Source organism: Bradyrhizobium sp. USDA 4461 (genome assembly GCF_054055655.1).
This window is the reverse complement of the sequence record NZ_JBSRXM010000001.1, coordinates 4,530,596-4,544,325: the sequence shown is the minus strand read 5'-3', so window position 1 is coordinate 4,544,325 and position 13,730 is coordinate 4,530,596. Positions and strand designations below refer to the sequence as shown.

General features: G+C 66.0%; 11 protein-coding genes. 3 read left to right on the top strand and 8 right to left on the bottom strand.

The genetic code is table 11. The features are described from left to right. Nucleotides 1-146: 146 nt before the first annotated feature. The gene (locus tag ACVINW_RS20955; protein ID WP_456753030.1) at nt 147-914 is read right to left on the bottom strand and encodes an ABC transporter substrate-binding protein; all 768 of its coding nucleotides are present in this window, start codon (nt 912-914) and stop codon (nt 147-149) included. Nucleotides 915-1,078: 164 nt separating this feature from the next. On the opposite strand from ACVINW_RS20955, the gene ACVINW_RS20950 reads away from it, so the two are divergent. Next, on the top strand, nt 1,079-1,756 hold the full coding sequence (locus ACVINW_RS20950; protein ID WP_456753029.1) for a cupin domain-containing protein: 678 nt from the start codon (nt 1,079-1,081) through the stop codon (nt 1,754-1,756). Between the two features lie 111 nt (nt 1,757-1,867). Here the strand turns inward: ACVINW_RS20950 and ACVINW_RS20945 are convergent, their stop codons facing one another. The 3 genes from ACVINW_RS20945 to ACVINW_RS20935 are packed head-to-tail and all read right to left on the bottom strand — an operon-like array spanning nt 1,868 to nt 5,679. Further along, a complete protein-coding gene (locus ACVINW_RS20945) occupies nt 1,868-4,135 on the bottom strand; it encodes a xanthine dehydrogenase family protein molybdopterin-binding subunit (RefSeq protein ID WP_456753028.1) in 2,268 nt (755 codons plus the stop codon). Nucleotides 4,136-4,138: 3 nt separating this feature from the next. Beyond that, on the bottom strand, nt 4,139-5,185 hold the full coding sequence (locus ACVINW_RS20940) for an FAD binding domain-containing protein (protein WP_456753027.1): 1,047 nt from the start codon (nt 5,183-5,185) through the stop codon (nt 4,139-4,141). Then, the gene (locus ACVINW_RS20935; protein ID WP_456753026.1) at nt 5,182-5,679 is read right to left on the bottom strand and encodes a (2Fe-2S)-binding protein; all 498 of its coding nucleotides are present in this window, start codon (nt 5,677-5,679) and stop codon (nt 5,182-5,184) included. The genes ACVINW_RS20940 and ACVINW_RS20935 overlap by 4 nt, the downstream gene beginning before the upstream one ends. A gap of 153 nt (nt 5,680-5,832) precedes the next feature. Here ACVINW_RS20935 and ACVINW_RS20930 point away from each other — a divergent pair, with 153 nt between their 5' ends. Further along, on the top strand, nt 5,833-6,480 hold the full coding sequence (locus ACVINW_RS20930) for a TetR/AcrR family transcriptional regulator (RefSeq protein WP_456753025.1): 648 nt from the start codon (nt 5,833-5,835) through the stop codon (nt 6,478-6,480). A gap of 105 nt (nt 6,481-6,585) precedes the next feature. Here ACVINW_RS20930 and ACVINW_RS20925 read toward each other — a convergent pair whose 3' ends face one another. Then, nucleotides 6,586-6,942 carry a hypothetical protein gene (locus ACVINW_RS20925; protein WP_456753024.1) on the bottom strand — a complete coding sequence of 119 codons (357 nt, stop codon included), beginning with the start codon at nt 6,940-6,942 and terminating at the stop codon, nt 6,586-6,588. 453 nt (nt 6,943-7,395) lie between these two features. Between ACVINW_RS20925 and ACVINW_RS20920 the strand changes: the two genes are divergently transcribed. Beyond that, entirely contained in the window at nt 7,396-10,530 is a 3,135-nt protein-coding gene (locus ACVINW_RS20920; RefSeq protein WP_456753023.1) for a multidrug efflux RND transporter permease subunit, read from the top strand. A gap of 15 nt (nt 10,531-10,545) precedes the next feature. Here the strand turns inward: ACVINW_RS20920 and ACVINW_RS20915 are convergent, their stop codons facing one another. The 3 genes from ACVINW_RS20915 to ACVINW_RS20905 all read right to left on the bottom strand — a co-directional run bounded on the left by ACVINW_RS20915 (nt 10,546) and on the right by ACVINW_RS20905 (nt 13,716). After that, a complete protein-coding gene (locus ACVINW_RS20915; protein WP_456753022.1) occupies nt 10,546-10,992 on the bottom strand; it encodes a GNAT family N-acetyltransferase in 447 nt (148 codons plus the stop codon). 23 nt (nt 10,993-11,015) lie between these two features. Continuing rightward, on the bottom strand, nt 11,016-12,281 hold the full coding sequence (locus ACVINW_RS20910) for a D-amino acid dehydrogenase (RefSeq protein WP_456753021.1): 1,266 nt from the start codon (nt 12,279-12,281) through the stop codon (nt 11,016-11,018). A 106-nt stretch (nt 12,282-12,387) separates the two neighbouring features. After that, nucleotides 12,388-13,716: an aminotransferase class III-fold pyridoxal phosphate-dependent enzyme gene (locus ACVINW_RS20905; RefSeq protein WP_456753020.1), complete on the bottom strand. Its 1,329-nt coding sequence runs from the start codon at nt 13,714-13,716 to the stop codon at nt 12,388-12,390. Between the last annotated feature and the right edge of the window lie 14 nt (nt 13,717-13,730).

Genomic DNA, 13,730 nt, shown 5'->3' with positions numbered 1-13,730 from the left:
CGTCGCCCTGAGGAGCGCGCAGCGCGTCTCGAAGGGTCGACGGCCACCGGCCGGGCCGTGCATCCTTCGAGACGCGGCGAAGACGCCGCTCCTCAGGATGAGCGGTCATTGACCTTGCGTAGCCCGGCAGGTTCAGTCGCGCACGCTCACGACGCGCCGCCCTTCTGGCCCCATTTCTCCAGGATCTTCGCGATCGTGCCGTTGGCCTTCAGCTTCGCCAGCGATGCGTTGATCTTGGCGAGCAGTTCGGTGTCGCTCTTGCGCACGCCGATCGCGACGGTACCGACGGTGACCGGCTTGTAGCCGTCGACCAGCCGGACGTCGGCGAAATTGCCCTGCTGCAGATTGTAGGCGAGGATCGGATAATCGGCGAAGCCCGCCTTGAGGCGGCCGGCATTCACATCGCGCAGGATGTCGGGAATGGTGTCGTAGACCTTGACCTCGCTGAACAGCCCGGTCTTCTTCAGCGCGTCGACGAACGCAGTGCCGACCTGGGCGCCGACCACCGTGCCCTTCAGATCCTCCTGCGAGGCGTAAGCCTTGGTGTCGGACTTCGGCACCACGAGGCCCTCGCCATAGGTGTAGACCGGCTCGGAGAAGTCGATCACCTCCTTGCGCGCGGCGGTGGCGAACATCGCGGCGGCGATGATGTCGATCTTGTTCGATGTCAGCGAAGGGATCAGCGCGGAGAACTGCATCGGCTCGATCTGCACGGTAAAGCCGGCATCCTTGCCGATCTCGGTGGCGAGATCGACCATGATGCCCTGGATCGAGTTGGTCTTGGTGTCGAGGAAGGTGAAGGGGATGCCGGTCGGCGTCGATCCGACCTTGAGCACCTGCTGCGCCGGCGACGGCGCGCTCACGGCAAGGGCAAGCGCCGCGACCGCGGCCTGGACGAAACGCTGAAAGGACATCGCACCACCTCCCGAGATCGGCCCCGGTGCCGCTGCGCCCGCTGTGTCAGCGCTTTGGGTTGCGGGCGACGCCGTTCCGGCCTATTTTCACCAATATGAAATTGTGGTCACGAAACCGCGGCCAATGCAAGCGGTTTTCATGCACATGAAGGAAGCGGACTGACGTGAGCGGCAGCAGGAGATTGCGCAAAGGCGCGGCAGCGAAGCCCGTGACAGCCCGCCGCACGGCCAAAAAGCCCGTCAAGAAGCTGGACAAGAAGCCGGCCGAGCCCGCGATGGATCTCGCGGTCGGCCGCCGGATCCGCGACCTGCGCCGCGACAAGGCAATGTCGCTGGAGGCGGTCGCCGCGCGCACCGAGCTGTCGATCGGCTTCGTCAGCCAGATCGAGCGCGGTCTGTCGTCGCCGTCGCTGCGCGTGCTGGCGACGCTCGCCGACGTGCTCGGCGTCGGCATCGCCGCGCTGTTCGGCGCTACGCCGAAAGACGGTGGCGCCGGCGGCGTCGTGACCCGCGAGGTGCAGCGCGCCGAGCTGAAGCTGTGGCGCACCGGCATTTCAAAGCAGCTGCTGAGCCCCGCCGGCAGCGAGAGCCGGCTCAATCTGTTCCTGGTGCATCTCGACCCCGGCGGCAACACCGGCGACGAGTTCTACACCCATGACGGCGAGGAAGCCGGCCTCGTGCTTCAGGGCGAGATGACGCTGACGGTCGACACCGAGACCTGGACGCTGAAGCAAGGCGACAGTTTTAGATTTGCCAGCCGGCGGCCGCATCGCTTCTCCAATCCGGCGCGCGATGCCAAGGCCGTGGTGCTGTGGGTGAATTGCGTGACGGCGGCGGGGTAAGGCCCCACGTCGTCCCGGCGAAGGCTATCCCACGTCGTCCCGGCCTAGTGCGCAATTGCGCACTAGGCCGGGACGACACCTGTTATTGCGGAGCCCTCACGTCACGCCGCATCACCTCAACCCCATCACGACGTCCTCGATCTTGATCGGGAAATTGCGCACGCGGATGCCGGTGGCGTGGAACACGGCGTTGGCGACGGCGCCGGCGCTGCCGGTGATGCCGATCTCGCCGACGCCCTTGATGCCGAGCGGATTGACGTGCGGATCGTGCTCGTCGACCGTGATGACCTCCATCGGCGGCACGTCGACATTCACGGGCACATGATACTCGGCGAGGTTGGCATTGAGGATGCGCCCCGAACGATGGTCCATCACCGCCTCCTCGTGCAGCGCAAAGGAGAGGCCCCAGATCATGCCGCCGCGGAGCTGGCTCGAGACCATCAGCGGATTGATGATGCGGCCGGCGGCGAACGCACCGACCAGCCGGGTGGCGCGGATCTGGCCGAGCTCGGGATCGACCTTGACCTCGGCGAACACCGCGCCATGCGCGTGCATCGCATATTGCGATTGCGCGGCAGGATCGGCCGCGCCGGTGCCGGAGGCCTCGACCTCGGCGACGCCGGCGCGCGCCAGGATCTCGGCATAGCTCTCGCTGCGTGCATCGTCGTCGCGTCGGTGCAGCCGCCCGGCCCGCGCCACCACGCCGGCATTGCCGGCGCCGAACAGCGGCGAGCGCTGGTCCGAGGTCGCAAGCTCGGCGAGTTTTGCGATCACGGCCGCACCGGCATTGTGGATCGCGGCGCCGACCGTTGCGGTATGCGCCGAACCCCCGGCGATGCCGGCATCCGGCAGATCGGAGGTGCCCGAGCGGAACGATATCTGATCGAGATCGAGCGCGAGCGCATCGGCCGAGATCTGCGCCAGTGCGGTCCAGGCGCCCTGCCCCATGTCATGCGCGCCGCTCTCCATCACGCCGCGCCCGTCGGCGCGGATCACGGCGCGGGCATTGCCCTGGAACATCAGCGCCGGGAATGTCGCGGTGCCCATGCCCCAGCCGACCAGAAAGCCGTTGTCGTCGCGCATCTGCCTGGGTTGCAGCGGACGTCCCGCCCAGCCGAAACGTTCGGCCGCTCTCGCGTAGCACTGGCGCAGCGCCTTGGAGGAGAACGGCTTGCCGGTGGTCGGCTCGACCTCGGCGTAGTTCTTCAGCCGGAATTCCAAGGGATCGATGCCGCAGGCGAACGCCGCCTCGTCGATCGCGCTTTCCAGCACGATCGATCCGGTGGCCTCGCCCGGGGCGCGCATGAACAGCGGCGTGCCGGTGTCGACGCGCACCGCTTCATGCGCGGTGCGGATCGCAGGGCTGGCATAGAGCGTGTGCGAGGCGTCGGCGGCGGGCTCGTAGAAATCGTCGAAGCTCGACGTCGTGATGCGCGCCTCGTGATCGATCGCGGTCAAGAGGCCTGCATCGTCGCTGCCGATCCGGATGCGCTGCCTCGTCGCCGAACGATGGCCGACCGGGCCATACATCTGGCTTCGCCGCAGCACCAGCTTGACCGGACGCCCGACCAGCTTCGCCGCCATGACGCCGAGCACCTGCGGCCCGGAGACCAGCCCCTTGGAGCCGAAGCCGCCGCCGAGGAACGGGCTGTTGATGTGGATGTTGCCGGGCGGAATTCCGAACAGCCCGGCGATCCGCATCTGCGCCATCGCCATGCCCTGGCTCGGCGTGTCCAGGAACAGGCGGTCGCCGTCCCACACCGCGACGATCGCGTGCGGCTCCATCGCGTTGTGATATTGCGCCGGCGTCTGGTAGGTCGCATCGATCCGTTTCGAGGCCGCGGCGAAGCCCGCATCGATGTCGCCGTGGCGGACTTCGGCGGGATTGCCGATCCCGACCGCCGGCGGCACATAGGCCTCGGTGGCGTCGAGGCCGACGCGTGCGATCTCGACCTGGTAGCGCGGCGACAGCAGCGCCGCGCCTTCGGTGGCGGCCTCCAGCGTCTCGGCGATCACCACCGCGATCGCCTGGTTGGCGTAGCGCACCTCGTCGCTCTGCAGCAGTTCCATGCGGAACGCGAACGGGTTGCCCTTGGCGTCCGGGTCTTCAGCAAGTTCCGGCTTGTGCGCCGGCGTCATCACGTCGATCACGCCGGGATGGCGCTTGGCGGCGGCGACATCGAGCGATTTGACGCGGCCACGCGCGATGCAGCTGGTCGCGATCACGGCATAGACTATGCCGGGCGGATGATTGTCCGCGGCATAACGCGCCTTGCCCGTCACCTTCAGCACGCCTTCGGTGCGGGTCAGCGGCTGGCCGATGTTCGAGCCGTGCCTGAGATGGGCGGGGTCGCGGGTCAGATTGAGTTCAACCGTCATGCGTTACGCTCCTGCAACGGATGAGAAGGGAGAGCCCGGCAGCGCGGCAATGCGGTCCGGCGTGCCTGCGGCGGCAAGGGTGAGCGCGCGCACGACGATACGTTGCGCGAGCTCGATCTTGAAGGCGTTGTCGCCGGACGGTTTTGCCTCCGACAGCGCAGCGCGCGCCGCCTCGCGGCAAGCCGCGGCATCGGGCGCAACGCCTGCGAGCACCTGTTCGGCCTCCCGCGAACGCCACGGTTTTGCGGCGACGCCGCCGAGCGCCAGTCGCGCCTCGCGGATCCGGCCGTCCTCGATGCGCAGGCTAGCGGCGGCCGAAACCACGGCGAAGGCATAGGACGTGCGCTCGCGGACCTTGATGTAGCGCGCATGCCCGGCGAAGCTGTTCGCATCGGCCGGCAGCCGCAGCGCGACGATCAAATCGCCCTGCTCCAGCGCGGTCTCGCGCTCCGGCGCATCGCCGGGCAGACGATGCAGCGCCTCCAGCGGCAGCTCGCGCCGGCCGCCCTTGCCCTCGATCTCGACGATCGCATCGAGCGCCACCAGCGGCACGCAGAAATCCGACGGGTGGGTCGCGATGCAGCCCTCGCTCCAGCCGAGCACCGCGTGCAGGCGGTTCTCGCCCTGCAGCGCGTCGCAGCCGGCGCCCGGCCAGCGCCGGTTGCAGGCGCTGCCGGCGTCGTAGAAATAGGCGCAGCGCGTCCGCTGCATCAGGTTGCCGCCGACGGTGGCGGCGTTGCGCAGCTGGGCGGATGCACCTGACAGCAGCGCCTCGGCGACCGCCGGATAGTTGCGCGCGAACTCCGCGTCATGCGCGAGATCGGCGTTGCGCACCAGCGCGCCGATGCGAAGCGAACCGTCGGCGAGACGTTCGATGCGATCGAGCCCGGGCAGACGCGTGACGTCGACCAGCCGGCTCGGCCGGCTGACGCCGCCCTTCATCAGGTCGAGCAGATTGGTGCCGGAGGCGAGATAGCTCGCGCCCTTTTCGGAAGCCGCCGCGATCGCGTCCGCGACATTGGCCGGCCTGACATAGTCGAAGTTCATCATGCGGAGCGCCTCTGCCTGCTGGCGGTCATGTTGGATTGGGCCTCGAGCACGGCTTCGGTGATGCCCTGATAGGCGCCGCAGCGGCAGAGATTGCCGCTCATGCATTCGCGCACCCGCTCCGGGTCGGAGCCCGCCTGGCCTTCCTCGATCAGGCCGATGCCGCTCATGATCTGGCCCGGGGTGCAGAAGCCGCACTGGAAGCCGTCATGGGCGATGAAGGCGGCCTGCACCGGATGCAGCTCGCCGTCGCGCGCGACGCCTTCGATCGTGGTGATCTCGGCGCCGTCATGGCTGACGGCGAGCGCAAGGCAGGAATTGATGCGGCGGCCGTCGACCAGGATGGTGCAGGCGCCGCACTGGCCGCGGTCGCATCCCTTCTTGGTTCCGGTGAGGTCGAGCCGCTCGCGCAGCAGGTCGAGCAGCGTGACGCGGGGGTCGTCGAGGACCATTTCCCGGCGGACGCCGTTGATGGTGAGACTGAGTGGGAGATTCATGCAAGGCGCTCCGATCCGTGTATGGTCGGGTTGAATCGAGGCAGCGCGAACCCGTGGCCGCCGATCCAGGGGTCGGCGCGCCTTGTCGGGCCCGGTGCTGGTCGCCATATACGGAGGCATCCTCCGTTTACAAGGGAGGGGAAAAGAAAAAGGATGGCCGGCTCGTCACCAGAAACTGTCCGCAAGCCGCGCGCCGATGCCGTGCGCAATCGCGAGCGCGTGCTGGAAGCCGCCAAGGCCGTGTTCTCGGCCGGCGGCAGCGAGGCGAGCCTGGAGGCCGTGGCGCGCCATGCCGGCGTCGGCATCGGCACGCTGTATCGCCACTTCCCGACCCGCGAGGCGCTGTATGAGGCGGTCTATCGCCGCGAGGTCGAGCAGCTCGGCGATCTGGCCGAACAATTGCAGAACGCCCCCGAGCCGGTCGCGGCGCTGCGGCGCTGGCTGCGCGCCAATGTGGAATTCGTCGCCACCAAGAAGGGCATGGTCTCGGCGCTTGCGCTGGTCGCGGCCGGCTCGACCGAGCTGCACGCCTATTCGTTCGATCGCCTGACCAAGGCGATCGGCACCCTGCTCGCGCGCGCCGTCGCAGCCGGCGCGATCCGCGACGACATCAGCGCCGAGGACGTGCTGCGCGCGCTGATCGGCATGTGCTACATGCACGACCAGCCGGGCTGGCAGACAAACGCGCTCAGGCTCCTGGATGTGTTCGTGGACGGCTTGCGCGTGCAGCCGGCAGCGAAAGCGGCAGCGGCAAGGCCTGCGAAGAAGGCGGAACGAAAAGCCCCGCGCAAAGCGCGATGACATGAAGTTCAATCGTCATCGCGCTTCCGCTCCTTGTTGGGCATGATCTTTTCGGAAAACCGCTTCGCACTTTTCCGGATCATGCCTTAGGCGGGGCTCTCGCGATCACCGCGGATTGGTCCGCGTTCCGCTGTTGTTGCCCGGCAGGCTCGACGTCCCGGTGCCGGTCGCGGAGTTGTTATTCGGGTCGGTCGAGTAATTCGGCGTCGAGGTGTTCGGGCTGTTCATGTTGCCGGTGGTGCTGCCGGGCGGATTGCTCATTCCCGAGCCCGTTCCCATGCCGGTGGTGCCGCCGGTGCCGGAAGAGCCGGTGCCGGTTCCTGTGCCCGAACTTCCCGTTCCCGCGCCCGTACCCGCGCCGCCGGCCGATCCGCCTCCTGAGCCACCACCGCCCTGCGCAAAGGCGAGTGACGTTGACAGCATCATTGCCGCCGCCAACCCGATCGTTGCCAGTTTCTTCATGTGAACTCCTTTCCTGGTTCGAATCGGAGCAACGGGTTCCGCGAGGCCATCGTTCCTAGGCGGTCGGACGCGCGTCCGGCTCCCATGGGACGAGGAACATGACCGGACTCCCGGCGGCCGGCGCGAGACTGCGTTGGATGAGGCAGAAGAAAGTGTACTTGGCAACACCGCCGGACCAACCAGCTTCTGTAACTATGTCGTAATCCGACATATCTTGTGCAACTGCACGGATTCCGACGATTGAACGAAGGTCGAATGGGCCATTTTGACGTTTCCATTCGCGCGCCGTCCCTGAGAATGATTATGCTGGCGAAAAACAGGTAGACGCGAAGCTCGGCTCCGCGATCTTCCGATTGGCCATGGCGAGGAAAACGCGCGTTCGCGCTCGAGCTTTCGAGGACGACTCCCGGCATTCGGGAAAAGATGCGCCTGCCGTTCATTTGGATTGCAGAAATGAACGAGAGCATCTCATCTCCGTTTATCCGCTACCCGATCGGCACGTCGCTGCTGATGGCCGGCATTCTGTTCGTCGGGATGGTGGCCTATCCGCTGCTCCCGGTCGCGCCGCTGCCGCAGGTCGACTTTCCGACCATCCAGATCTCCGCGAGCTTGCCCGGCGCCAGCCCTGAAACCATGGCGTCTTCCGTCGCGCAGCCGCTGGAGCGGCAGTTCGCGCAGATTCCAGGCATTGCGCAGATGACCTCGACGAGCTCGCTCGGCTCGACCGCGGTCACCATTCAGTTCGACCTGAACCGCAACATCGACGGCGCCGCCAACGACATCCAGGCCGCGATCAATGCCGCAGGCGGCCAGCTGCCGAAGAACCTGCCCTCGCCGCCGACCTATCGCAAGGTCAATCCGGCGGACTCGCCGATCCTCCTGTTGTCGGCGACCTCGGACACCTTGCCGCTGATCAAGGTGAGCGATGCGGTCGACGCCCAGCTCGGCCAGCAGATCAGCCAGATCTCGGGCGTCGCCCAGGTGTTCATCGGCGGGCAGCAGAAGCCCGCCATCCGCGTGCAGATCGATCCCGCCAAGCTGGTCGCCAAGGGGCTTTCGCTGGAAGACATCCGCAGCCAGATCGCGATCACGACGGTCGACAGTCCGAAGGGCAACATCGACGGCACGACACGCGCCTACACGGTCTACGCCAATGATCAGCTCACGGAGGCCAAGGACTGGAATGATGTGATCGTCGCCTACCGCAACGGCGGCCCGTTGCGGATTCGCGACATCGGCCAGGCCGTCGCCGGGCCGGAAGACATGAAGCAGGCCGCCTGGGCTGACGGCAAACGCGGCGTGTTCCTGGTCATCTTCAAGCAGCCCGGTGCCAATGTCATCGGCACGGTCGACCGGATCAAGGCGCAACTTCCAAGGCTGATCGCCGCGATCCCGCCGGCCATCAAGATCAAGATCATCAGCGATCGGACGCTGACCATCCGTGCCGCGGTGGAGGACGTGCAGATCACGCTGCTGATCACCATCGTTCTGGTCGTGATGGTGATCTTCATCTTCCTGCGCAGCTTCTGGGCCACGGTGATTCCCGCCGTCACCGTGCCGCTCGCGCTGCTCGGCGCCTGCGCGCTGATGTGGGTGTTCGGCTATACGCTCGACAACCTCTCGCTGATGGCGCTGACGATTGCGGTCGGATTCGTGGTCGACGACGCCATCGTCATGCTGGAAAACATCACGCGATATGTCGAGCAGGGCATGCGGCCGCTCGCCGCGGCATTCCAGGGCGCCGGCGAGATCGGGTTCACGATCCTGTCGATCAGCATCTCATTGGTCGCGGTGCTGATCCCGTTGCTGTTGATGGGTGGCGTGATCGGCCGGCTGTTCCGCGAGTTCGCGGTGACGCTCGCGATGGCGATCTTCGTTTCACTGGTGGTGTCGCTGACGCTGACGCCGATGATGGCATCGCGCTTCCTGCGCGCGCATGGCGAAGCCAGGCACGGCCGGCTCTACCAATGGAGCGAGGCGGCATTCGAGCGGATGCTGCGTGGCTATGAACGCGGGCTCGACCTGGCGCTGCGCTGGAGCCGGACCACGCTGTGCATCTTCTTCGCGACGGTGGCGGTGTCGGTCTACTTGTTCGTGATCATCCCCAAGGGCTTCTTCCCGCAACAGGACAACGGCTTCCTGAACGCCGTCTCGGAGATGGCCCAGGACATCTCGTTTGCCGACATGAAGCAGCATCAGGAGGAGCTCAGCAGGATCGTCCGGGCCGATCCCGCGGTCGAGAGCATGGCTGAGTTCATCGGCGGCGGCGGCACCGCGCTGAACTCGGGCCGCATGTACATCACGCTGAAACCGCACGAAGAGCGCAACGCCAACGCCCAGCAGATCATCGCGCGGCTGCGGCCGAAGCTCGAAGCGGTCGAGGGCGCACGCCTCTACATGCAGGCGTCGCAGGATGTCCGGCTCGGCGGCCGCGCCACGCGGACGCAATTCGAATACACGCTGCAGGACGCCAACCTCGCCGAGCTGAACGAATGGGCGCCGAAGATCCTGGCAAGAATGAAGACCCTGCCCGAACTGCGCGACGTCGCCACCGACCAGCAGACCGAAGGGACGACGGTGACGATGACCATCGATCGCGACACCGCGTCGCGTTTCGGCATCCAGCCGCAATTGATCGACGACACGCTGTACGACGCGTTCGGCCAGCGCCAGGTGGCCCAATACTTCACCCAGCTCAACAGCTACCATGTCATCCTGGAGATCCTCCCCGAATTGCAGGGCAAGCTCGACACGCTCAACAAGCTCTACATCAAGTCACCGACGACGGGCGACGAAGTGCCGCTCTCCGTGTTCGCCAAGTGGACGACGGTTCCGGTGCGCCCGCTCGCGATCGCCCATCAAGGGCAGTTTCCTGCGACCACGATCAGCTTCAATCTCGGGGAAGGCGTCGCGCTCGGCCAGGCGACCGATGCCATTCAGAACGCCGTCGCCGATCTCGGCGCCCCGGCCACGCTCAGTTCAAGCTTCCAGGGCACCGCGCAGGCCTTCCAGCAATCGCTGAGTTCGGTGCCGCTCTTGATCGTGGCCGCACTGGTCGTGGTCTATCTGATCCTCGGCATTCTCTACGAAAGCTACATCCATCCGCTCACGATCCTGTCCACGCTGCCATCGGCCGGGGTCGGTGCGCTGGCGATCCTGATGGCGTTCGGATTCGACTTCAGCCTGATCGCCCTGATCGGCATCATCCTCCTGATCGGGATCGTGAAGAAGAACGGCATCATGATGGTCGACTTCGCGATCGCCGCCGAACGCGAGGAGCATCTGTCGCCGCAGGAATCGATCCGCAAGGCGGCGCTGCTGCGTTTCCGCCCGATCATGATGACGACGATGGCAGCCCTGCTCGGCGGTGTCCCGCTGATGCTGGGCACCGGAACGGGATCGGAAATCCGCCAGCCGCTCGGCTATGCGATGGTCGGCGGCCTGATCGTGAGCCAGGCGCTCACCCTGTTCACCACGCCGGTGGTGTATCTCTATCTCGACCGGCTCTCGAACGCGCTGTCGAACTGGACGGCCAAAAGAACCGACCGCGACGAAGAACCGCCGACGATCAGGAACGCTGCCGAATGACGACGGACGAAGCCATCAACGCGCGCGATAGATATCCGGCCGGAGGATCTCCATGAAACGCGACGGGTTGCCGATCGGCTCGAACCCGAACTGGCTGTACAATCCATGGGCGTCCGAGGTCAGCAGCAGGAAACGCCGCAGGCCCTGCAGGTCCTGATGCTCGACGACGCTGCGCATCAGCCGCTTCGACAGGCCCTTGCCGCGATGGGCTTCGAGGATGAACACGTCGGCGAGCAGCGCGAAGGTGGCCTTGTCGGTGACGACACGCGCAAAGCCGACCTGCGACGCGCCTTGATAGACGCCGAAGCAGAGCGAATTTGCGATCGCGCGCGCCACGATCGATTTCGGAATGCCCTGCGACCAATAGCTCTCCTGCGCCAGGAAGCTGTGAATGACCTCGAAGTCGAGGCGCTTTGGATCGGCTGAAATCTCGTAGTCGGCAAGCTCGTGCAGCAACGGCATTTGCGCCTCCTTCGATCAGGCCATCACCCGAATCGATGGTCGTAGCGGGTGATCGACAGGTCCTTGGTATCGATCTCGGGCGTCTTCCCGGAGAGCATGTCGGCCAGCACCCGGCCCGAGCCGCAGGCCATGGTCCAGCCGAGCGTGCCATGGCCGGTGTTGAGATGCAGATTGGCGTAGCGCGTCGCACCGATCACCGGCGGGCCGTCCGGCGTCATCGGGCGGAGGCCGCACCAGAACGTGGCCTTGGCGAGATCGCCGCCGCGCGGAAACAGGTCGGTCAGCGAATGATCCAGCGTCGCGCGCCGCGCCGCATAGAGTTTGGTCGAATAGCCTGAGATCTCGGCGGTGCCGCCGACGCGGATGCGATCGCCGAGCCGCGTGATCGCGACCTTGTAGCTCTCGTCCATCACGGTCGATTCCGGCGCGCCGGACGCGTCCTTGATCGGTACCGTGATCGAATAGCCTTTCACCGGATAGACCGGCAACGAGATGCCGAGCGGCCGCACCAGATGCGGCGAGTAGCTGCCGAGCGCCAGCACATAGGCGTCCGCGGTCATCATGCCGGCGCTGGTCGCAACGCCGGTGATGCGGGTTGCGTCGGCGTTCAATCCGTCGATGCCGACGTTGAAGTTGAAGCGCACGCCGAGCTTCTCGGCTTCCAGCGCCAGGGCCTGCGTGAACATGTGGCAGTCGCCGGTCTCGTCATGCGGCAGCCGCAAGCCGCCGGCGAACTTCTGCTTGACGCCGGCGAGCGCCGGCTCGGCTCTGATGCAGCCCTCGCGGTCGAGCACCTCGAACGGCACGCCGTACTGCTTCAGCACCGCGATGTCGTCGCCGGTGCCATCGAGCTGCGATTGATAGCGAAACAGCTGCAACGTACCCTGTGCGCGCTCGTCGTAGCGGATGCCGATCTCGCTGCGCAGCGCCTGCAGACAGTCGCGGCTGTATTCGGCGATCGGGATCATCCGGCTCTTGTTCACCGCGTAACGCTCCGTGGTGCAGTTGCGCAGCATCTTCAAGAGCCACAGCCACATCACGGGATCGAGCTTCGGGCGGATCACCAGCGGGCCGTGCTTCATCAACAGCCACTTCACGGCCTTCACCGGCACGCCGGGACCAGCCCAGGGCGACGAATAGCCCGGCGAGACCTCGCCGGCATTGGCGAAGGAGGTTTCAAGCGCGGGCTTCGGCTGGCGGTCGATCACCGTCACCTCATGGCCTGCACGCGCGAGATAATAGGCGGAGGTGACGCCGATCACGCCACTGCCGAGAACAAGGACCTTCACTTTTCCTCACATCCTGCAGCGAAAACGCAATCGCCGCTGCGAAACCACTCTGCTTCGCAACGGCGACAGCAATTTGTAGAGCTAGCTAGAAATCAGCTAGCAATTATCAGGCCACGCGCTTGATCGAGTCGCCGAGGATCGAGACGATGTCGTCGATATGCGACTTCTCGACGATCAAAGGCGGCGACAACGCCAGCGAGTCGCCGCTCATGCGGAAGTAAAGACCGCTGTTGAAGCAATCGACCATGACGTCATAGCCACGCGCGCCGACGACGCCGTCACGCGGCGACAGCTCGACCGCGCCCATCAGGCCCTGGTTGCGGATGTCGACGACATTCGGCAGGCCCTTCAGCGAATGCAGCGCATCGCGCCAGTAGTCGGCGATCGAAGCACCGCGGGTCAACAGACCCTCGTCCTTGTAGATGTCGAGCGTGGCGAGACCCGCCGCGCACGCCACCGGATGCGCCGAATAGGTGTAGCCGTGGAACAGCTCCATGGCGTTGTCGGGGCCGACCATCAGCCCGTCATGAACCTGGCGGCTGGCGAACACCGCGCCGCACGGCACGGTGCCGTTGGTGATGCCCTTGGCGGTCGTCATCATGTCGGGCGTCACGCCGTAGAAATTGGCGGCGAACGGGGTGCCGAGACGGCCGAAGCCGGTGATGACCTCGTCGAAGATCAGGAGGATGCCGTGCTTGGTGCAGAGCTCGCGCAGGCGCTGCAGATAGCCCTTCGGCGCCGGCAGCACCGCGGTCGAGCCCGGCACGGGCTCGACGATGACGGCCGCGATGGTGTCGGCACCATGCAGCGCGACCATCCGCTCGACATCGTCGGCGAGCTCGGCGCCATGATCCGGCTGGTCCTTGGCGAAGGCGTTGCGGGCGAGATCATGGGTATGGCGGATGTGGTCGACACCGGGCAGATGGGTCGCGAACTGGCGGCGGTTGGCGACCATGCCGCCGACCGACATGCCGCCGAAGCCGACGCCATGATAGCCGCGCTCGCGGCCGATCAGACGGGTGCGGGTCGGCTGGCCGGCGGCGCGATGATAGGCCAGCGCGATCTTCAGCGCGGTATCGACCGATTCAGAGCCCGAGTTGGTGAAGAAGATCCGGTCCAGCCCCTTCGGGGCGATCTCGGCGAGACGCTCTGCGAAATCGAACGCCAGCGGGTGGCCCATGTTGAACGAGGGCGCGAAGTCCAGCGTGGAGAGCTGCCGCTCGACCGCGGCCGCGATCTGCGGGCGGCCATGGCCGGCATTGACGCACCACAGGCCGGCGGAGCCGTCGATCACCTGCCGGCCGTCGACCGAGGTGTAGTACATGCCCTTGGCGGAGGAGAACAGCCGCGGCGCTTTCTTGAACTGCCGGTTGGCCGTGAAGGGCATCCAGAACGAGTCGGTCTTGATGGTGTTCGGAATCTGATGAACGGTCACGGCGGCGCTCCATT